We start from the raw sequence: 20,789 nt of genomic DNA on the forward strand, positions 1-20,789 counted from the left end.
ACCATAAACCTCTTGCAAGAGTTACTAATTTTGACAAAATGGAAGCAGGGCATCTAGAATTTATACCCTTGTAATGCCGTGCGTACCTGTGAAAGCGACTTTGAAAAAAAGTCTAGTTTTGTCTTGAGCAGAAACACAGTAAATGTTGTGTTCCTGCTTATTTTTTTGCCTTTTCTTAACTCCCGACTCCTAGCTCAAGATGCAACTTGAATGCCAATTAGCTTAAAGCTTAGTCTCTTTTTTGAGAATTTGAATCTGAGTACCAGGATAGTAAAATTGGAGAATTTTTGGACTTGACCAACCTAGTTTTGCTAAATTTTGAGCGCCAGTTTGACTCAAGCCGACTCCATGTCCTAATCCACCACCAATAAAAGCGTATCCCCAGAGTTCCGGTTTGCCTTTGTTCAGTGGTTCTATGTAAAAAAGCGTACTTATCGGGGCGGCAAAAGCACTGCGAACTTCGTCTTTGTGCAAAATAAAGGTGCTGCGATCGGTTTTGACTGCAAGTTCAAGGATACGTCCACTCTGGCTTCGCTTCACTACTGCCATAGCCTGAATTGTCTTAAATTTGGCATAAGGACTGTTTTTCACCTGTAAAAATTTCTGCAAGTCCTTGATAATATCCTTTAAAGGGGTTTCCTTATGCCAACGAAACATATCCCACTTGCTTTCATTAAATCCTTGTTGCGTATTAATAAATTTTTGGAAGTTTTTTTCATCTGCTAAACTCTGCTTAGACAAGTCCCAAAAATTAGTCGGAGCATCCAATACAGGGCGCAGATAGGGACGATCGTCGCCATTCCAGACATCGCTAAAGGAAGCGGTGACGCCACCAGTGGTAGAAGAATACAGGGCGTCTACGAGTTCATTTTTATAAGTTAGTACTTTACCCCTAGTTGAAGCGATCGCTTGGTCTGTTTTGGCAGCTGCTCCCTTCAACCCATAATAAACTTGGCAATGAGTATCAGCACACAACTGATAGTTATCTGCGGCAAACCTACGTAAATTTCTCAAGGCATAAGTCCGGGCGAGAATTGCTTGAGCCTCTAGCGCTGCTGTTGGTGCATCTGTTCCTATTTCGTAAGGCACAACCCCACGCAAATAAGTTTCTAACGGTACTTGATTAACTAGAGTGTATGTGCCATAAGAATTTGGCTGCAAATTCATTCGACCGGCATAAAGACGAGCAAACTCTTGTTTTTCGCTTTTATTTACCCGAATCAAATTTTTATCAGTGCTAATTTCCAAATCATTCGGGCTATAGCGATTACCATTCACCACCCAGCTCACTCGCGGCACTTGTTTCAAAATTTTAGTATCAAGATATACTTTCTCTTGAGTAGATGCTTGGATGTTCTGCAATAGCAAGCGTCGCAGTAAAGGAGTGCTGTAAACATCTCGTTTTGCCCAAACCTGCCAGCGTTCTGGCTGGGCTATTTCCACTTCCATTCCTTGAGAACGCCATTTCTTAGCACTGTCTTCCGCAGTTTCAAAAGTGCGGTATGTGCCCAAAACTACTACTTCTTCGATTGCTGACTGGGGTAAAGCTTGCATGACTGTTTCCAGCTTTACAGGATTCTTAGTAAACAGGATTTGCTGCTTATTGCCCGCTTGAAATTTTAGCTTTAAGCGATCGCCTTTTATGGGTTCCAGTTGCAGCTTGGCTGTGGCTTCGGCGCCAAATCGCTGCACAATCCCAATTTTCAGTTCTATATCCTGGATGTTGCTCTCAGGTCCTGATGCAGCAGTCAGTCCCAATAGACAAAATGTTGTAAGCACAATGTGGGGAAAACGCCAAAACGAAAATTTCATGGCTACCTGATAAGGAAGCGATAGCGAATACTCAAGCGTCTTCTGCCCCTGAATGCGTCGTTGGAGCTGATTTTCCAATTGCTTTGTAGTGCGGTTTTTTTGTCGCATGAATGCTCCAATGATACCATTACCAATTTTGCCCTAAATGCTAGTTGCAAAACGAAGTCATAATGACTATGATTTATATAGAGACAAAAAACAGAACTAGTTGGATAAACTCTTTATGGTTAGAGTCCAAGAAATTCCATTAAATCAGATAAAACGGCCATTGCCCCGTACAAACGATCCAAATAAAGTACAAGCCTTAATGGAATCGATTGCGGAAATTGGGCAGCAAGAACCTATTGATGTCCTAGAAGTAGATGGACAATATTATGGTTTTTCTGGTTGCCATCGGTATGAAGCTTGCCAGCGCTTAGGCAAAGAAACCGTTTTAGCCAGAGTCCGTAAAGCACCCCGTAGCGTTTTGAAGATGCACTTGGCATAGAAAATGGGAGTGGGGAGATAAGGGGACAAAGGGACAAGGGGACAAGGAGAATAATTAATGCCCAATCCCCAATTCCCAGTCCCCCATTACATATAACCTAATTAGGAGAAAATTATGTCATCGAAAGTAACAGTCAAAAATGTAAATATCGGCATTAACGAGGCGAGTAGGGCTAAAATTGCCGATGGTTTATCTCACCTGTTGGCTGACACTTATACACTGTATCTGAAAACTCATAACTTCCATTGGAATGTAACGGGGCCGATGTTTCAAACATTGCATTTGATGTTTGAGACCCAGTATACAGAATTAGCCTTAGCAGTTGATCTAATAGCCGAGAGAATTAGAGCACTTGGCTATCCCGCACCAGGAACCTACAGCGAATACGGCAAACTGAGTTCGATTCCAGAAACTCCTGGAGTTCCTAAAGCTGTGGAGATGATTCGCGAACTTGTGGAAGGACAAGAAGCGGTAGTCAGAACTGCACGATCTATTTTCCCGGTGATAGAGGAAGTTAACGACGAACCTACGGCTGATTTATTGACTCAGCGGATGCAAGTACACGAAAAGACAGCTTGGATGTTGAGAAGTTTACTGGAAGAATAGGGAATAGGGGATAGGGAATAGGGGATAGAGAAAAACTTAATCACCAATGCCCAATTCCCAATGCCCCATGCCCAATACCCAATGCCTAATATTAATTTCACCCAGAAGTTGCAAGATTTAATGCAACAGGTGGGTATTTCTAGTTTTAAAGCACTAAGTCGCGCTGCTGGTGTCTCAGAGCGTCAACTTTTGCGCTTACGCCAAGGAAAGCTAGAGCAGATGCGGGTAGATGTGCTGCTCAAGCTGTCGCCAGTGCTACAGATTTCATTAAAGGAATTAATCGCAACTTTTTCAAACGTAGAGTTACTACAAGAGAAAGCAGCGCCGAATCAGGAATTGTTACAAGAAATTACAGATTTAAGAAAAGAGTATCAGCGATCGCAACTTCAATTAGAACAGCAGCGAGAGATATTACTACAAGAACTCCAGCAGTCGAGTTTGCAACTGCTGGAGTCTTTATTATTGCAATGGCCCACAGCAGCACAGAAAGCGCAAGAGAATCCCCAGCTAGCAGCAGTCAAAATAGTACCGTTGGTGCAGAAACCCCTGGAAAAGCTTTTACAGGCGTGGGGAGTGGAAGCAATCGCACCTGTAGGAGCAGAATTACCTTACGATCCCCAACTGCACCAATTGCTGGAGGGAACTGCACAACCTGGAGAAACAGTCAAAGTACGCTACACTGGCTACCTTCAAGGTGAAAAGCTGCTTTACAGAGCCAAAGTGAGTCCTGTTTGAGGGAATGAGGAGTACAGACGCGATTAATCGCGTCTCTACAGGAGTTAGGAGTAATAAATTCATAACTCTTTACTTTTTGTATTGTCTGTCGAGAAATGACAGATATTGGGAATACTAAAATAGCAGAGGCGATCGCCTTGAGAAAACTTCTTTTAAAGCCTTGGTGTCGGTTCTAGCTTGCTTGGTGCTGTTGAAACCTAAATTTTTGGCTCTAGAGCGGTAGTCCAGAGGTAAATTATTTCAATTATGTAAGTAATTGGACATAAATAAACGTAGATCCTAGTTACGATCGTAAGTACTTAGGGAGAAGAACGTTGCTGCTAGAATCGGTTTAGTTACGCGAGCGCTGCGACTGGTTAAATTTTGAATTGCTTAATGACAGCTATTATCATGAGATTTATTGGAGAATTTCAGTTTTGCAAAAATCTTTGGTAAATAATCTGAAAAGCAGTAACTTCAGCTTGTATGTAAGTAAGTCTAAATCCATAAGATGCAAGTAAGTCGGCGTTAAAAAATCAACATACATGATAAAAAATCAAATCAACGAACGGCTTATAAATTGGTCATTTTAACATTTTTACAAAACTAAATATACCAGTTGTTTATTATTTAGCCGACTTACTTAGCTGGTTGATTTATAATTGGTCTATTTTTAGTAAAAAAACTATACTTAATTAAGCTAATGATTTTTTAAAATTACAAAAAAATAGATTCAATTTTTTATAATTAATATTTATCTATCCCGATAAATTATCAATGATTACTGAATATTTAATCTTAAATTTTATTTTACAAGCATTTTTAAATGCTCTATAATAGCGAAATCAGAACATTATTTACACAAGTCAGAGTATCATAATTATGATAGAACAAGTAAAAGTTATTAAGCTCAGTGGTAATTTGAACGCCACAACTTCACAAGACTTTCGGCAAAAAATCACTGAGATTCTAGAAAGTGGTGCGAAAATTGTATTAGTTGATTTTAAAGATGTAACGTTTATGGATAGTTCAGGTTTGGGAGCTTTAGTATTAGCTTTTAAAACTTTGCGATCTGCGGATACTAAGCTTGTTCTCTGCTCAATTAATGAGCAAGTCAGGATATTATTTGAACTGACTAATATGGATAAAGTATTTGAAATCTTTCCAAGTCAAGATGCATTTAATCAGGTTTTAGTCTCTAATACATAATTAATCAAATTTCATTTGCAAAATAGATAAATCATCATCAAAAGCATCTTTGGAGTTGAGAGCTATTAAATAACTGAGTACGCGATCGAGTTGGCTATCAACAGGATCTTGTAAGCTAACTAGTAGCTGAATAAAAGCATCTAAACTCCAAAGTGTGCCGTCTGATTTAGTTATTTCATAAGCGCCATCACTAAAAATATAAAGGGTACTGAATTTTTCGATATTGCAAAACCCATCAACATATTTTGCCTCTGGAAACATACCAACTGGCATACCAGGGGTTTTCAATAGTTTAACTTCAGACTTTCTTGGAGATATACCAGTTACTAAAACTGCTGGTGGATGACCTGCACTAGCATAAATTAACTGGCGGTTGATTCGGTTGTAAACTCCATACCAAATCGTAAAGTATTTATCATTTTGATAGTTCATCTGAAAAGTATCATTTAAAGCCTTTAATACATCACTAGGTTGATAGTAATCAAGACTTTTGAGCGCACGAGAACGCAGCAGATTCAGCACTGAAACAGAGGGAAGAGTAGCTTTGAGTCCATGTCCGGCAGTATCGAGTAAGTAAATTGCCAGATAGTCATTATCGAGCCAATAGTAATCAAAACAGTCACCGCCAAGTTGTCGTGAGGGAATGAATCGGAAATTTATATTGAAGGGTTCAGTCATAGAAAGAGGTAGCAGCGATCGCACATATTCTGCTGCTTCTGACATTTCTGATTCTAGAAGCAACTTTTGAGCCTGCAAATCTCTACTCAACTGATGCAGGCGTAATCCTGCTCTTACCCGTGCTTGTAATTCATTATGCTCAATAGGTTTAGAGATAAAATCATCAGCACCAGCATCTAGACCTTTGACGCAATCGGCAACGGAATCTAAGGATGTTAATAAAATAAAAAATGTGGTAGAAAATTTGGGGTCTGCCTTAATGTGGTGACAAACTTCCAGACCATTCAACCCCGGCATGATCCAATCACAAATAATTAGTGCTGGACGATAAGCTAGTGCCTTTTCTATTCCTTCCTCGCCGCTACTGGCAGTAACTACTTCATAACCTTGTTTTTCCAACATCCTTTTCAGGAGTATTTTTATTGAATAATCGTCATCAATTATTAGTATTTGAAACATATAAATTTATTGAAAACACTTATTAATAATTTTTTGTCAAAATAGAAAATAAAAATATGTATCAATACAGAGATGCTGCTATAGCGCTTATCTTACCCTGCGGGTACTGCTTTTCCCTTGGCGTTAGCCTCTCCCTTTGGGAGAAGGGGAGACGCTAGCGCAAACGGAGAACTCGTAGAGTAGCTGCTACGCATCTATGTATGCAATAGACTTTGACTCCTATCTCCTAAAAAGATAGAGTACACTCCCTTGTAGCAACAGGCGTAAAGAGTTAAGGATTTGGTCTTTATTAGACTCAAATGAGAAGCACTATAACTCATTTCTATTTACTCATCGAATTTACGACTGTTTAAAAGTCATAAAATATTATGGCGCTCCCAAAGGATTTAGCCATAAAAGAATGTTGCTTTTTAACTGGTTTAAGTCGCGGTATGCTTCTTGTTTGAACCATTGCCCTAAAGCGTCAAAGGGGGTAAAAGATGTTCCCGTTTGCCATTTAATATCTTGACCTAAAGGTGTTGTATGATTTCCTGGTAACGTTTGCGCTGTCACCATCTCATCAAAACGTTCTTGTAAGATTTTGGTTAAAGCTGCCGATTGATCGATGGTGTCATTACTAAATTTTATTAATAAATTGCGCCGGATATTGTAACTTTCTTGGACAAGTTTGTTAGTTTCCAACGGCGAGGGGGTAAATTCGATCGCAAAAGTAGAATTGAACTGCTCTACTAGAGGGATAGCTTCTTTCGCGGCGTAGTTGTTGAAGGATATTAAAATATTGCCTGCACGTTCTACTTTAAAAAGACTACCAATCAGCAAGTGGAGTTTACAGCCCATACTGTGTCCAACGCCGTAGATAGGGAAGTAAAGCTTGCGTAATGCCCCAGAATCATGCAATCGTTCGAGGGTGCGGTCAAAGTTTAACAGCACGGATTTTGCGATCGCAGTATGATCCAGTGTATTGACAAAAGGCGTAGCAATTACAACATAGCCTTTACTTGCCAGTTGTTCGAGTAACCAGCGATAAGTGATGTGCGGTGCAGTGGCGACAAATGCACCTCCTAAAAAATGAACGATACCTATGGGATTTTGGGGAATGATTACCCAGTTCCCTCTAATTTCTTTCCAGTCCATGCGGATAAGCGATCGCTTTACGATTATTCTTTATGTTAGACCGGAGATCGCAACCGTGGGAAGGATTATGGAAAAAGCCATTGAAAATATCCTACTAGTAGATTGGAAGTCAACTCACCCAGTAGTGTCTATGGACTTATCGGCAGCACCTACGCTTTCTCCAACTCTTACTGAATTCTGAGTGAATTCAGGAGTGCTTTCTCAATTACCATTACAAAACTTAATTACGAATTACGAATTACGAATTATCTTAACGTTGAGTCTGTAATCTTTTCATCTCGTATTGCACATCTAATGCAATTTGTAATGCTTCATTGAGTAACCTTCCATGCTCAGTAGCCTCCTCTGTTACTTGCATAGCTGTTAAAGTTGCTAAATTGTTGACAAATAGTTCTGTATTACTCAAGATAAAATTCTTATTCTCTCTTAAAATTCTTTCTGTCTTCAAAGCGCGAACTAAATCAGCTTTGGTGAGTTTAAGTGCTTCGAGCACAGCCTCTCTTTCCTTTATAGTCACTTCTGGATTACCAGCTTCTTCTATTTGGTCATTGATATCTATAACTCTAATAACAGTATTATATCTATTAACCTCCTTTAATAGGATTTGTAGAGATTTTGTCATATTAGCTTTAACAATTTTACTTCTATTTTTCCAGATTAAATATAAGATAGTTTGTGTCAGACCACCAATCCAAAGACCTAAGAAAATTAATAATATCCAAGATGGGATTGTTATCCATGTAACAAACATTTTAATAATCACATCAAAAAAAATATAGACAAAAATAAATGTAGAAAATCCAATAAAAACTACAGTTGCTCCTTCAGAGCTTTTAAGCTTTTGTATATATATGTTTGCTAATCTCTTGAGAGGATTTGTAATGATTAAAAGTTCCCCATTGACAGGTAAATTAGTCAGCTTTTGCAGATCGTTATGACTAATTTCTAAGTCCTGTAAATCATTCCGCACAGCTTTTAAACCCTTGCCAGAATAGTTATTTAATCTAATATAGCAATCAAATTTCTAGAATGCTGGCATTTTGTCTAAATTTTTTCAGGCAAGTTAATATTTATAGGCAATATCAAAAAGTTTTGTACAATATGATACTTTATAAACTCCTGCTAGGAGACATTAAAAATAAGAAAGGTGAGCAATGCTCACCTATTCTGTTTTATTCACTAATTAGCTTTTAGGAAGGTTTTCACAGGCTATGCCGTCGTGATCGCGGTCTAGGTCAAATGGATCGTTGGGATACTTATTGAAGATTTCTTGAGCCTCCGGTTGGGTGTTGAAGTCGGGACAGTTATAGTTTTTGGGCAAGTTACTCGGATTAACCGGAGAAGGTGAATATGTAGGTTGACTGCTGCGCTTACCTCGTCGGAAATCCCAAGGCATTACTGGATTTTGCTGGTTCCAAAAACCTAATTTCTGTATCTTGGCATACTCTTCAGCTTGAAGATACTGTTTTTTGTTAGAAGCGCAATTATTTAGATATTGCAGATAAACCACAGCATTTCCCTCTTGAACCATCTGTATATTCACTGATTGACCAGCAACAAAAACTTCAGCTACAGTCCGATTATAGCGATCGCGTCCCGTTTCTTGCAATTCGATTTTTTGACCAGGAGGTGAAAGTTCTGACAATCTATTTGTTGCTTGTTGTCCCCAAAACTGTTTTCCTTCTGGTGCGTCAATACAGGCTAACCGCACTTCGGTTTTTTTGCCATTTTTGTTAATCAAAATTGAGTCACCATCAGTAATCCGCTCTACTGAATAAAATGGTTTTGCTTCAGCAACTAATAAATTTGGAGTTACAGAAGATTGAGTCGTCAAAAATGACGAGGTGATTTTATCTTTAGATGCTACTAAACCAAGAGTAGATAGCGCTGCAATAGCAAAAATTGTTTTTAAAATAACTGATTTCATTGGTATGACCTGCAACGAGTTGTTCGATTTCAATTAGACAACACAGCCTATACCCGAAAGCAACACCACAAAATAAATAGCTAATTATTCTGAAAATACTCATAATATCAGCCTTTTGTAACTTCGGGGTAGTCAAATAACTTGAGGTATCCTGAATTTCTTTATGAAAAATTTACACATAGAGGTTTATCAAGAATGACAAAGAGGAGTTACGGGGATTCACAACAAGAACGAGCAAGGCGCTTACTAGAGGATTTACTCAACTATGCAAACGATGAGCCGAAAGTAAAGTTGAGTGAAAAACTCACAGTCAATTGGGCAAAGAACAAACCAGAACTTGCTGTTAGGTGTACTGTAGAGTCATTAATTGAACTAATTAAAGCTGATGGATACCAAGAAATACTTAATAAACCGAAGATTGAAAACGCGATTGACTTTTTTGAAACCTATTTAGAAATCCTCACCAACTTTTCTCAACAAGGTGTGGGAGATAGGCAATTTGTTTTCACACTTTGGGATACCGACAAGGAGAATAATTTAAATCAGTTTGATGAAATATGTAAAGATAAACATTCTGAAAAATTGCCAAATCGAAGAGCAATGTCTAATAGTCACCTTCAAGCAGAAGGAGAAATACAGTCAAATCCTGATAATTTAGGAACGGGTATCATTAGCAGCGATCCATCTCCTAAAAATATGCGAAATAAATTAGAAGAACTGAGAAAGAAATGCCAAAATCTTGAGGATACTAATCAAGACCTCAATAAACGAATAAAAACAACTACATCTCATCTTACAATTACCCTAAATTTATTAGCACTTTTTGCAATACCAATAGCAATAGATAGTAAGGCTGTATATGATTATTTAAATTATATTCACCCAACAAATAATTCTTCTGTTTCAGATACAAATAATTCTGGTATTAATACATCTACAGGCGACTTACCTGATTTATCAAGACAGACAAATACAGCTTCTTCTACTACCGAAAAGCAAAAAAACAATTCCGAGTCTAAAGCAGGAGAAAAGTCGCAGTGTCCTTAATATTTAAATATTTATAACAATTCTTAATCATTGATAAACAAGATCCCCAACTTTTTTAATAAGTCGGGGATCTGCGGGTTGCAATTCTCGCAAATTAAATAGGATTGCTATATGATTGATTAAGTGATTGTTTGTATTGCATCCCATTAGTTACATTAATTTCGCTTTGGAGAAGATTGTTTCTGTTTTGAAACGCCACGCTGAGGGTTTAAAAATGGGGGGATAGGACACTCTAGCGTCATGGCGATCGCTTTGAGTAAATCCGCTTCTGAATGAGTAACTTGGTTATCTAATAGTACCGTGTGGGCGCAAGCATCAACAATAGCCTGTTTGAGTTTGGGAGTGGCAAAACGCAGACGCTCAAGACTTTTTTTGAGTTCAGTAAAATTACAGCTTAGTGGTTTTTCTGGTTTTTCTTGCTCTCCGGCTTTGGGAAGTCGAAAAACTCCAGAACGAAAAGCATAGGCGATGTCTTCAGTAGACGCATCAGGTTGGGAGTGTCCGACACGGGCAATTACGGACAGTACTAATAGACTATCTGGCCAAATCTGTTCGATGGAGGTGAATTTTACGGTTGTAGTAGATGTGGGATTTATACTAGGTTGAAGACGATGCCACAGTATTAACTGCAACACAAAATGCCACAGCGATAAACTTCCGGTGGCTACAACTAAACCGTGGACGCATTTGCACACTCTTTGGCATTCTTTGGCAGAGTTTTGGCGCAATATAGGCACTGCCAAATCCACAAGTGGTAAGCGAATTCTGGGATCTAACTGGCTTATTTCGCTACTTAGTTCCAAGGTTTTCTCTACCAAATCAGCAGGCTGCACCTCGCGTAACCAAGCAATTTGACGTTCTTGAATTTGGAGATTTTCCGTATCTAACGCTAGCGCCAAAGCGATCGCCATTTCCTCAACAATATTTAATAGTTGTCGCCCTTGTTCATCGGCTATTTCTGGTAGCAGGAGTCTTTCTCCTAACTCTTGGGCAATTACGCTTCCGCCCTATCGGAGACAGGCAATTTTGTATAAACTTCCCACTGCGATCGCAATTATTGTAATCCCAGCCACGTAGAGAAATAACCCTGGATGCCACCAAACACGAGGAGCCATGCAAAACAGAAATAAACTGGCAATATAAATTGCCATAATCATGACTGCGAGAGAAATAATTTACAACAATTTCAAATTATTTGTGAACTTTATCGTAAATTAAAAGGTTTAAGATCCCTACGTCTATACGTAGTGCGGAGTCGGAGCCACTCCGCCTCCGATCAGTTTCAGCCGGGGTTTAAATCCCCGTCTGAAAATGTCTAAAATGTTTGAATTTTGAATGCGTGAATTTTGAATTGTTAACATCTCTCTTTTCTCTTTAGACTCTGCGCCTCTGCGGTCGATTAAAAATTGTAGCCAGATATGTCACCGATGAATATGAGTAAATAGAGAATAACCACTGAGAGCAAAAATAAAAAGGATGGCAGCAGGGAAAATTATTACATCCCTGACAATAAATAAAATCCAATCTTTTCTTAGTTCTTGTTTAAACTTGAGTTCTCGTAGTTTTCGCTCAAGTTCTAAGTCTTCTTGTGACTGCAAGTTTACAGATGGCAAAATTAGCGGGTTGTTGCCTTTGCTGGCAATTATTTTTGATAAATCTGTTATATCTGTCATGCTGTTTAGATACCAATAATTTCAGTTTCAATATTTTGGTTATTATCTGCAACCCAAATAGGTTTGCCTTTTTGCTTGGCTTCTAAAGCTACTTTTAGAAGTGCATAGACGTAGCCAGCGCTAAACATCGCGCATTTATTGAGCAATGTCAGGTTGTCATTGACGTAGTTTTGAGTTGAGTTATTGGACTAAAGCATCCATTTAGATAAAAAAGAGCCAGAGAGTTAGTTCTCTGACTCTAACCTGGAGACAAAAGAATCATCAAATAAAGGCTAACTTGGGTAAGAACCTAAATTCTTCCCAGGTTATGCAGCCCTAAGATAGTACCTACTCCTAAGATATGACCAAAGGCGGTAGTTGCTAAAAGGGCTGGTAGACCAAAATTACCAAAGAAATTGGCTGAGGGTAGTTTTGGTTCTGCGTTGGGATACTTGATGGTAGATTTGCCAAAGGCAATGGCAACGATATTAGCAATAATCATAATCAGTCCAACTATAGGACTCCATTGCAGAGGCGTGGTTGCAGCAGCGAGTAAGGTTGAGGTCAACACCTGATTATGCTCCTGAAATTTATTAATGGTTGAAAACATAATCTGAAACTTTCCGAAGCAAATTCAATAAATTACCCGATTTTGCATCAATATTTAACAGTTATTCTTACTACTTAATACAATATGAGTTCAACGCGGTGAGCTGATTGTGGTAGCTAGTTTGAATTTCAATGTCTGAAACAAACAACCTGTTAGTATGAATTTATACTTATAGCATAACTTCAGGAGTAAAATACGCTTTATACGTGGGTAACAGACTTAACTTGTATACCTCACCAATTTGAAATCTGCTGTAGATAAAAGTGATTCCGATAAAATTATGTCAATGTATCTATAGAAATCTGTACAGGATTTATGAACAAAATAATCCCCGACTTTTTGAAGGATACAGTTGAAGTCAGAAATTTAAAGAGCGGATTCACCTTTTGGTAGATTTAGACAGAATCATCAAAACTGTATATTTGAATGGGTATAACACATAATTTGCCACAAAACCTCATGCTAAATCAGTAATTTCCAAATCAACAGATGAAATTTTGATTGAATTCTAGTTAATTTGTTCCTTAAGTTCCTCAAAAGCCATGACATCCCCTGAGCCTCAAACTGATTTTGGAGAAAAAACTCCACAAACGTCATTTGAGCCACCTTCTGGAAAACGGCGGTGGCTTTGGTTGAGTTTAGCCGTGCTCCTCTTTTTAGGGGGCGGAGCAACTCTAGTTTGGCGTTTACTCACTCCGCAAAATTCAGCACCTTCAAATGTTAACGCTCAACCTCAAGGGGTAAGAGTCAAAATATCAACAGTACAAAACGGCATAATTGAGGAAAGTTCAGATTTTATTGCTAGTCTAAAATCCCTGCGCTCAGTCACGCTCCAGCCAAAGATTCAGGGTCAAGTTACCCAGATACTTGTAAAATCGGGAGATCCAATCGTCGAAGGAGCGGCAATTCTCCAAGTAGAACCTACGCCACAGGCAGCGATCGCTAGGAGTAATACTGTACCTCAAGCATTTTTAGTGCAACTGGCAAATGCCCGCGCCACACTCAAATCTTTAGAAGCAGAACGACCATCCTACGTTGCGAATGTGCAATTGTACCAGCAGAACTACGAAAAGTTTGTTAGCCTAGCTGAACAAGGAGCCGTGTCTCGACAGACTAGCAATCAGTTTGCTAATCGGCTTGCCAATGCTAAGACTAGTCTGGATGCAATCGATTCCAGGATTCAAGCACAACGAGCCACCATCTTGCAGGCTGAAAAATCTTTGCAGCAATCTAATGTAAATACCCAAACACAACAGCCTCAGTCTGACAAAATTACCGCTCCCTTTAATGGCACAGTTGGTAACATCCCTGTGAAAGTCGGTGATTTTGTTAATACTTCTACACCATTAGTTAATATCACGCAAAATCAACCTTTAGAAGTGAATATCTCTATACCACTACAGCAAGGGTCCCAATTGCGTAAGGGTATGCCAGTAGAGGTGATGAACACACAAGGTCAAAAGCTTGGTAGAAGTAGGATATTTTTTATTGCACCTAATGCCAGCAATGAAACACAAACGATATTGATTAAAGCACTTTTTGATAACACTAACGGTCAGCTACGTGCAGATCAATTGGTCAGGACTAGAGTGTTCTGGAATCAGCGCCCCGGAGTTTTAATTCCCACAACAGCAATGACTCGTGTAGGCGGGGACACTTTTGTTTATGTAGTTGAAACAGAAACATCTCCCCAAGGTGTATCCCAACAAGTAGCTCGGCAAAAGCGAGTGAAGCTAGGCGAGATTAAAGGTAATAATTACCAAGTTATTGAAGGATTACAGCCAGAAGATAAAGTTATTATTTCAGGGTTGCTTAATCTTAGGGATGGTGTTGCGATCGTTCCAGAATTTTAATTAAGGGGAGTAGAGAGGAGGAGCAGGAGAGAAGTCTCAATCTTGTCTCCTACTAATCTTCACCCAAAAGCGTTAACTATAGCGATCGCTCTTTGTTGGAGAACTTGTAAAGTAGTCTCTACGTATATATCTATAGCAATATACTCTGAACTTACTTCCATTCTTTTCTCTTAGAAAAAAGCATTCATGACATTTGAAGATATAATTCGTTTTGTCAATTGTGATTACGCTGTAAATTATCTATGCTATCGAGTATCTAATTAAGCTTTATACTAAATTTTAAGGCAAGGATGAACGATACTTTTAAATATTCGTAAGCGTAGCTAGTCTTGTTTATGAGACCCTATGCGAAGGCATCGCAGGCTGGAAATTTCCGTTTGCAACCTCGATTTTTACTAAATTTAATCACCATTACTTATTGACAAATGGTTAATGACTTTAACCTGTCACCAATGAGTAAAAGTAAGCAATTACTTGATTACGTAACAAAGGTAAACAATTATGTCAGGGAAAATCATCCAATCTAAATGTGGTTTAGTTTTAACTTGTTTACTTGGACAGATAATGTTGTTGGCTGCGCCAGTACAAGCTGGAGTGGAGGGCAAAAGTTATAATGTCAATGTTAATTCGAGTCAGGGAGATAATTTTACTGCTTGTTTTGAATTTAACGCCAATGGTAGCAGCCTACGTTTTGTTGGGCTAGACGCTACTTATAACCGTACAAATCTAGGTCAGGATCAGAGAAATTGGCAAGCAGTCACAAATCCAACTTCAGTAGTAAGTGTCGCACTTAAAGGTGAAATAAAAAAGGACTTTGTTCCAGATCAAAGGATAAGTGGTAATGCTATCAATTCCAACGGCACTACTTATACATTTAATGGAACACGCTTATCTGAGCCAACATGTCCGATTGAGATTGAATCCGAGATAGGTTCAGAAAATCCCTTCTTAAAATAATTTAATCTACGCAGATATGATAAACCAGATGAGTTTTTGGTTAACGAAGACAGACAATTTATAAAAGATGTTTGTAGACTATGGCCAAGACAATACCTGTGTAATCAGCACTTAAATTCTGTCAAGTTCGGTAGGGCGTAGTTTACTGTTGTAGGCATTGCGTTTAGCTCAAAGAACACTCAGAAAGTCAATTTAGCTCAACATATTCAACAATATTTGCCAAGCCGTAGCAAATCTTAATCTGCTGTGAAGATGCCGCCAAGAAACCACGTATCCTCACCTTTTGCAAAGTATTTTCATTTCTCCCGCCTGAGAGTTACTTAAATTCGCTGGCGGGATTTCGGCTGGAATCAAGTCGACAGTTTTAGCAGCGATCGCTAAATTTAACCTTGGAACAGTACTGTAAGAGCAGATAATCACTTTAGTGAACCAAAATAAAACTCGATTAATTTATGGTATCAATAGCCGGGAAGGTTGCAATTATCACTGGTGCATCGCGGGGAATTGGACGAGCGAGCGCACTAAAATTAGCTGGTAACGGCGCATCTATTGTCGTTAACTATGCAGGTAATGCAGGCAAAGCACAAGAAGTTGTTGCAGAAATTGAAAAGTTGGGAGTAGAGGCAGTTGCTATCCAAGCTGATATTAGCAAAGTGCCCGACATCCAAAGGTTATTTGAGCAAACTCTTGAACGCTTTGGTAAAATCGATATTTTGGTCAACAATGCCGGAATCGCCTTCTATAAACCAATTACTGAGGTGACAGAAGAAGATTTCGACACGATTTTTGCCATTAATGTCAAAGGCACTTATTTTGCTTGCCAACAAGCCGTGCAACACATGGCAGAAGGGGGACGGATTATCAACTTTTCCTCATCAACCACAGCCATGATGCTGCCAACTTATAGTGCCTATGTAGGAACTAAGGGTGCTGTTGAACAAATTACGCGGGTACTAGCTAAAGAATTAGGTGCAAAAGCGATCGCAGTTAATGTTATTTCTCCTGGCCCCACCGATACAGAACTATTCCGAGAAGGTAAAACACAAGAACAGATAGATCGTTTAGCCCAAATGGCTGCTTTTAATAAACTCGGAGATGTGCAAGAAATCGCCGATGTAGTAGCATTTCTCGCTAGCGACGAAGCCCGGTGGATCACTGGGCAAAATATTCGTGTAAACGGTGGAATCGCGTGAAGAAAAGCTCTCCTGATGAAAGCGATATTCCCCGTTTCAAAACCTCAGCCAGTAATGTGCAACGCCGTAATAGAAATTTAAGCGATGAATTCCAATATCAATCTTTTCACACCAGTTCAGCTTGACCCTTACACGCTACCAAACCGGATCGTAATGGCACCAATGACGCGTTTACGGGCAATTGCAAGCATACCCAACTCGCTAATGGCAACTTACTACACCCAACGCGCTAGTGCTGGGCTGATCGTTACCGAATGTACAATGGTTTCACCTCTAAGTTTAGGATACATTAACTGCCCAGGAATTTACTCAGAAGAACAAGTGGCAGGATGGCGGTTGACAACTAATGCAGTACATGAACAAGGGGGCAGAATTTTTTTGCAACTTTGGCATTCTGGGAGAGTTTCTCACTCAGCTTTACTTGGTGGAGAGTTGCCAGTTGCTCCTAGTGCGATCGCTGGGATTGGCTCACTCCACACACCCATAGGTAAAGTATCGTTGGAAACTCCCCGTGCTTTAGAAAGCGCAGAAATTTCCGAGATTGTTGAGCAATTTTGCAAAGGTGCCGAAAATGCTTTGGCGGCTGGTTTTGATGGGATTGAACTTCACGGTGCATTTGGCTATTTAATCGACCAATTCCTCCAAGATGGCTCGAACCAGCGCACAGATGAGTATGGCGGTTCAATAGAAAAGCGTAGCCGATTCCTCTTAGAAGTTGTGGAAGCAGTCGCTAGCGTTTGGGGTGCAAACCGGGTTGGTATCAAACTTTCGCCAAGTAACACTTTTTATGGAATGCATGACTCCAACCCTCAAGAAACTTTTGGTTATGCTATCAATGCTCTTAACCCCTTTGGACTTGCCTATCTTCACCTGATGGAACCGAATGAAGTCGATTTAACAACCCGCGAAGTCATGAACCCTGTTACACCCTACTTCCGCCAAGTATTCCAAGGTACTTTGATTACCAATGGTGGCTACGATCGCCCAACAGGAGATAGTATTCTTACTGGTGGCAATGCAGATTTAGTTTCTTTTGGCAAGTTATATCTTGCTAATCCTGACTTACCAAAACGCTTAGAACTTAACGCACATTTGAACACCCCAGATCCAAAAACATTTTATGCCCCTGACGCCATAGGATACACCGACTACCCATTTTTAGAACTTCAGACCACTTAAAGGAATCACAGTCATCTCTAAATCAAAAATATAATTTGTCAGTTGCAAAACTTTTCAGTTTTATATTTGTCCAAATAGGAGAACACGCCCCTGCTACCTGACGATGAAAACGGATTGCTAAATGTGGGCTGAAAAAGTTTGTATTAATATGATGTCCGGCTAATTAGTTATAATTCCCTTTCTCTATGCAGAAAGTAGGACGAACAGAAGTTATATCATGTCCGGTTAAACACTTATAATATCTGTAGGTTGGGTTGAGGAACGAAACCCAACATTTGATCCTTGTTTATGTTGGGTTTCACTGCTGTTCAAACGCCACTTGCTTCTCCCAAGGGGAGACGCTGCGCGTAGCTTGCTTCCCCGGAGGGGTACAACCCGGGGAACCCGTCCAACGCAGTGGCTCCCCAACCTACATTGATAGATTTTATTACAAGTAATAACCCGAACTTGATATTACAAGACTCAGAAATAAAATTTGCTTTATATCTGGTTTTTGAGTTTAAAAACTGTAGCTCATTAACTTGCAAACTGCTGTCATTAAGCTGTCTTTTTAGCATATAAATGCGAAGTATCTCAAGAAATACTTCGCATTCTTGTCTTTATATACAACTTATACAATCAGTTAACAGGTTATTAACATAACTTTCTGCATTCTCAAAAATCTCAAAATATTTACAAATTGTTTAATATTTGAGTGTATTACTAACTCAAATCTCAATAATTCTTAATAATATATTAGTTAATATAAATAATAATTAACTTTTTGCAATACTTTTTTAGTATTATCGTTTAATATTTCAATAACTACATAAGTTACGTATTCTTTATGTAAATTTTAGATTTGCTAGCTATTACTAAGTTTCAAATATTTTGGAGATATTTTTGTGTCTGTTATTAAAATTGCACACGAGCAGACCCATGCATACCAAAGATTTTCAGAACAGTATTCCAACTTAGGAATTGAAGGGACATATTATCTTGCGTTCGCCGATATTCCCCAACGCATTCAAAACCCTGCTTGCGGTTTACTAGCTCTAGATTTTGGGTGTGGAACAGGGCGATCGACTAGGTTTCTTAAGTCCTTGGGATGGGATGCAATTGGTGTTGATATCAATGCCGAAATGTTAGCCCAAGCTCGTCAAATCGATCCAACCGGAACATACTATTTGATTGATGCATTGCCATTGCCTTTTGCAGATGCTGACTTCAATCTGATTTTTCAAAGTTTTGTCTTGCTCGAATATTCCTCCATTCCTCAGATGATAGAAACACTCAGAGAATGCGATCGCCTACTAAAAAATGATGGCATGGCGATCGTCGTAACTTGTTCAGAGGAATATTACTCCCATGATTGGTTGTCGTTTCAAAATGATTTTCCAGAGAATCATAGCCTTCAGTCAGGGGAAAGAGTTCGAGTCTCGATTCGGGGAACAGAGATAGTCTTATATGACTACTACTGGACAGATCGAGACTACCGAATTGCGTTTGAGCAGGCGGGGTTTGAGGTCATTCAAGCGCAACGACCTCTCGCTCAAGGGAACGAACCCTTTACCTGGGTAAGTGAACTGGAGCATCCATGTTGGGTGATTTATTCACTCAAGAAACGTACTAACTAAAAAAGGAGAACTTTACCCATGACCGGAGTATTACTTATCAAGGCTGAACTAGGAAATCGGCCTTCTGTAATGTCTACCCTTGAAGGGAATAATGTGGTGCAGACTGTGCTTGACGATATTCACCAAACCCTTGGTAATACAGGGGGTGAAGTTTACTTTAGTGGTGTCGATGAGCGTCGTTTTATGGAGTCCGATCCAGACAACATAGTTTCCCGTTGGCGTCAACTAATAGCTCAAGGGATTGAAACACGAGTACTTACCCGATTTGGTGATGCTTTCACCCTTAAAGACTCCAAATCCCAACATCGTTGGATTCCAGAGCATTTCTTTAATCCCACTACTATTTGTGTCTACGGCGATAAGGTCGCCACAATTTTTTGGGGTTCTCCGGCTCAGATATTAGTAGTGCAAGATTTTGCCTTTGCTGACGCACAGCGCAAACAGTTTCTCTGTATGTGGGAACAAGCAGAGATTCCAACAACAGAAAGCAACACACTAGAAGCAAAGCATCTCTTGGCTGAACGGACAATCAAACGATTTGGCGGTCGAGTCAGCTACATTAGTGGCAAAGATCGGCAGCTTTTTCGAGATTTTCGCCTATTAGACAAAACGCAGACTTACGGTAACAGCTTTTATTATGTCTGCCAAGCAGCTAATGGACTCGGGCCAGATCGCCTCGGACTAAAGTACTTCGATGGTCGGATGCTGGCTGGTATCGGTATTGGTAATCGCTTCTCACTTGGAGGTAACTGGCACTTCCATGTTGTCAACCCGATGGGAGAATTCGATCCAGAGAGCTTACAGCGTCTATGTCGGCATTTATTAGAGCTAAGTGGCGTTCCTGTGTTCGTGAAAAAGTTAACGACAGAAGAACGCGATCGCCTTTTAGGCATTGGCTTTTCACCAATCGAGGACTATCCCTGGCACGCCCAAGCTATGGAAGAAGATGATACCTTTGCTGAACAAATCCTCGATGTCAATGCCGTTTTGGAAAAGCTCAAGGTGCATCAACGCAGTGGTCTTAAGACCAACTATCGTTACTTCTGCTCTAAGTTTGGAGAGCAAACCACATCTGAGTTTCTCGGCGAAGAGAATGCTGCTGAAGCACATGATATTGTCAATAAATTCTTTGACTATTTGGATATTAAGCAGTTGCACATTTCCCAGACCTCAGACTATGACAACATTATTCATTATCCCCCACTGGGCAACAACGGCAAAATGTACTTCTCACGGTTGATTCGGATTGGTGGTAAGGCTGCGGCTTTCTTTGCTATGGAGCCTGTAAGTGATGATACAGTGGGGCTTTATGCTAGTATCACCTTGCATCAAGAATTTCCTAACCTTTCAGAGTACTTGATTGTGGAATGCTGTCGGCTCCTCCAAAAAGCAGGATATCGCTATTTAAATTTAGGTGGCTCGGAAACAAGTGGATTGTTTAGCTTCAAAGAGAAGTTCTCACCTGTAGAATATAAAAAGCTTCAATGGGTGGTATATAAGGTTTAGATTATTCCTCTTGTAGCGTGGCAAGAAAAAATAGTTATGATTTTTGGAGTTTGATTGCATGAGAATTTTGGACTTCAGATTGAAAATAAATTTCATGAATTAACAATGAAATAAAGTTGTTTCAATCAAGGATTTCAGATTTTCTCTATT

Annotated in this window: 22 protein-coding genes; 12 read left to right on the forward strand and 10 right to left on the reverse strand. The window is 39.5% G+C overall.

Annotated elements, in window-relative coordinates; translation table 11 throughout:
* Window positions 1-222: 222 nt before the first annotated feature.
* The gene (locus V7K41_RS19630) at window positions 223-1,920 is read right to left on the reverse strand and encodes a SpoIID/LytB domain-containing protein (protein WP_334850820.1); all 1,698 of its coding nucleotides are present in this window, start codon (window positions 1,918-1,920) and stop codon (window positions 223-225) included.
* Between the two features lie 115 nt (window positions 1,921-2,035).
* Between V7K41_RS19630 and V7K41_RS19635 the strand changes: the two genes are divergently transcribed.
* The 4 genes from V7K41_RS19635 (at window position 2,036) to V7K41_RS19650 (ending at window position 4,828) form a co-directional block, all read left to right on the forward strand.
* The gene (locus tag V7K41_RS19635; RefSeq protein WP_194043156.1) at window positions 2,036-2,299 is read left to right on the forward strand and encodes a ParB N-terminal domain-containing protein; all 264 of its coding nucleotides are present in this window, start codon (window positions 2,036-2,038) and stop codon (window positions 2,297-2,299) included.
* Between the two features lie 114 nt (window positions 2,300-2,413).
* Complete coding sequence (locus V7K41_RS19640) at window positions 2,414-2,905, forward strand: Dps family protein (protein WP_334850822.1); 492 nt, start codon at window positions 2,414-2,416, stop codon at window positions 2,903-2,905.
* An 81-nt stretch (window positions 2,906-2,986) separates the two neighbouring features.
* Window positions 2,987-3,640: a nucleotide exchange factor GrpE gene (gene grpE, locus V7K41_RS19645; protein WP_334850932.1), complete on the forward strand. Its 654-nt coding sequence runs from the start codon at window positions 2,987-2,989 to the stop codon at window positions 3,638-3,640.
* Between the two features lie 861 nt (window positions 3,641-4,501).
* Window positions 4,502-4,828, forward strand: a complete 327-nt coding sequence (locus V7K41_RS19650; protein ID WP_334850824.1) for an STAS domain-containing protein — start codon at window positions 4,502-4,504, stop codon at window positions 4,826-4,828.
* On the opposite strand, the gene V7K41_RS19655 is transcribed toward V7K41_RS19650, so the two are convergent.
* Together V7K41_RS19655 and V7K41_RS19660 are read right to left on the reverse strand one after the other, a co-directional pair.
* On the reverse strand, window positions 4,829-5,965 hold the full coding sequence (locus V7K41_RS19655; protein ID WP_334850825.1) for a PP2C family protein-serine/threonine phosphatase: 1,137 nt from the start codon (window positions 5,963-5,965) through the stop codon (window positions 4,829-4,831).
* A 366-nt stretch (window positions 5,966-6,331) separates the two neighbouring features.
* A complete protein-coding gene (locus tag V7K41_RS19660; RefSeq protein ID WP_334850827.1) occupies window positions 6,332-7,099 on the reverse strand; it encodes a DUF1350 family protein in 768 nt (255 codons plus the stop codon).
* Between V7K41_RS19660 and V7K41_RS19665 the strand changes: the two genes are divergently transcribed.
* Entirely contained in the window at window positions 7,098-7,280 is a 183-nt protein-coding gene (locus tag V7K41_RS19665) for a hypothetical protein (protein ID WP_334850829.1), read from the forward strand. The two genes, V7K41_RS19660 and V7K41_RS19665, sit on opposite strands and share 2 nt — an antisense overlap.
* A 69-nt stretch (window positions 7,281-7,349) precedes the next feature.
* Here the strand turns inward: V7K41_RS19665 and V7K41_RS19670 are convergent, their stop codons facing one another.
* Both V7K41_RS19670 and V7K41_RS19675 read right to left on the reverse strand, forming a co-directional pair.
* On the reverse strand, window positions 7,350-8,069 hold the full coding sequence (locus V7K41_RS19670; protein ID WP_334850830.1) for a hypothetical protein: 720 nt from the start codon (window positions 8,067-8,069) through the stop codon (window positions 7,350-7,352).
* Window positions 8,070-8,282: 213 nt separating this feature from the next.
* Entirely contained in the window at window positions 8,283-9,026 is a 744-nt protein-coding gene (locus V7K41_RS19675; RefSeq protein ID WP_334850832.1) for a thermonuclease family protein, read from the reverse strand.
* A gap of 141 nt (window positions 9,027-9,167) precedes the next feature.
* Between V7K41_RS19675 and V7K41_RS19680 the strand changes: the two genes are divergently transcribed.
* Window positions 9,168-10,073: a hypothetical protein gene (locus tag V7K41_RS19680; RefSeq protein WP_334850834.1), complete on the forward strand. Its 906-nt coding sequence runs from the start codon at window positions 9,168-9,170 to the stop codon at window positions 10,071-10,073.
* A gap of 155 nt (window positions 10,074-10,228) precedes the next feature.
* Here the strand turns inward: V7K41_RS19680 and V7K41_RS19685 are convergent, their stop codons facing one another.
* The 5 genes from V7K41_RS19685 to psaK form a co-directional block, all read right to left on the reverse strand.
* Window positions 10,229-10,984, reverse strand: coding sequence for a hypothetical protein (locus V7K41_RS19685; RefSeq protein ID WP_334850836.1), 756 nt, complete (start codon window positions 10,982-10,984; stop codon window positions 10,229-10,231).
* A 96-nt stretch (window positions 10,985-11,080) separates the two neighbouring features.
* Window positions 11,081-11,224 carry a hypothetical protein gene (locus tag V7K41_RS19690; protein ID WP_334850838.1) on the reverse strand — a complete coding sequence of 48 codons (144 nt, stop codon included), beginning with the start codon at window positions 11,222-11,224 and terminating at the stop codon, window positions 11,081-11,083.
* Between the two features lie 270 nt (window positions 11,225-11,494).
* Window positions 11,495-11,746, reverse strand: a complete 252-nt coding sequence (locus tag V7K41_RS19695) for a hypothetical protein (protein WP_334850840.1) — start codon at window positions 11,744-11,746, stop codon at window positions 11,495-11,497.
* Between the two features lie 5 nt (window positions 11,747-11,751).
* A complete protein-coding gene (locus V7K41_RS19700) occupies window positions 11,752-11,874 on the reverse strand; it encodes a hypothetical protein (protein ID WP_334850842.1) in 123 nt (40 codons plus the stop codon).
* 161 nt (window positions 11,875-12,035) lie between these two features.
* Window positions 12,036-12,296 (reverse strand): photosystem I reaction center subunit PsaK, encoded by a 261-nt coding sequence (psaK, locus tag V7K41_RS19705; RefSeq protein WP_334850933.1) that lies wholly within the window; start codon window positions 12,294-12,296, stop codon window positions 12,036-12,038.
* Between the two features lie 581 nt (window positions 12,297-12,877).
* Here psaK and V7K41_RS19710 point away from each other — a divergent pair.
* From V7K41_RS19710 to V7K41_RS19735, 6 genes are all read left to right on the forward strand, one after another.
* On the forward strand, window positions 12,878-14,188 hold the full coding sequence (locus tag V7K41_RS19710) for an efflux RND transporter periplasmic adaptor subunit (protein ID WP_334850843.1): 1,311 nt from the start codon (window positions 12,878-12,880) through the stop codon (window positions 14,186-14,188).
* 501 nt (window positions 14,189-14,689) lie between these two features.
* Window positions 14,690-15,145, forward strand: a complete 456-nt coding sequence (locus V7K41_RS19715; protein ID WP_334850845.1) for a hypothetical protein — start codon at window positions 14,690-14,692, stop codon at window positions 15,143-15,145.
* A gap of 452 nt (window positions 15,146-15,597) precedes the next feature.
* A complete protein-coding gene (locus V7K41_RS19720) occupies window positions 15,598-16,338 on the forward strand; it encodes an SDR family oxidoreductase (RefSeq protein WP_334850848.1) in 741 nt (246 codons plus the stop codon).
* A gap of 84 nt (window positions 16,339-16,422) precedes the next feature.
* A complete protein-coding gene (locus V7K41_RS19725; RefSeq protein ID WP_334850850.1) occupies window positions 16,423-17,517 on the forward strand; it encodes an alkene reductase in 1,095 nt (364 codons plus the stop codon).
* An 884-nt stretch (window positions 17,518-18,401) separates the two neighbouring features.
* Window positions 18,402-19,133: a class I SAM-dependent methyltransferase gene (locus tag V7K41_RS19730; protein ID WP_334850852.1), complete on the forward strand. Its 732-nt coding sequence runs from the start codon at window positions 18,402-18,404 to the stop codon at window positions 19,131-19,133.
* Between the two features lie 18 nt (window positions 19,134-19,151).
* Window positions 19,152-20,639, forward strand: coding sequence for a hypothetical protein (locus tag V7K41_RS19735; protein ID WP_334850854.1), 1,488 nt, complete (start codon window positions 19,152-19,154; stop codon window positions 20,637-20,639).
* Window positions 20,640-20,789 lie beyond the last annotated feature (150 nt).

Origin of the sequence: Nostoc sp. (assembly GCF_036917415.1) — a bacterium.
Lineage (GTDB): Bacteria > Cyanobacteriota > Cyanobacteriia > Cyanobacteriales > Nostocaceae > Nostoc.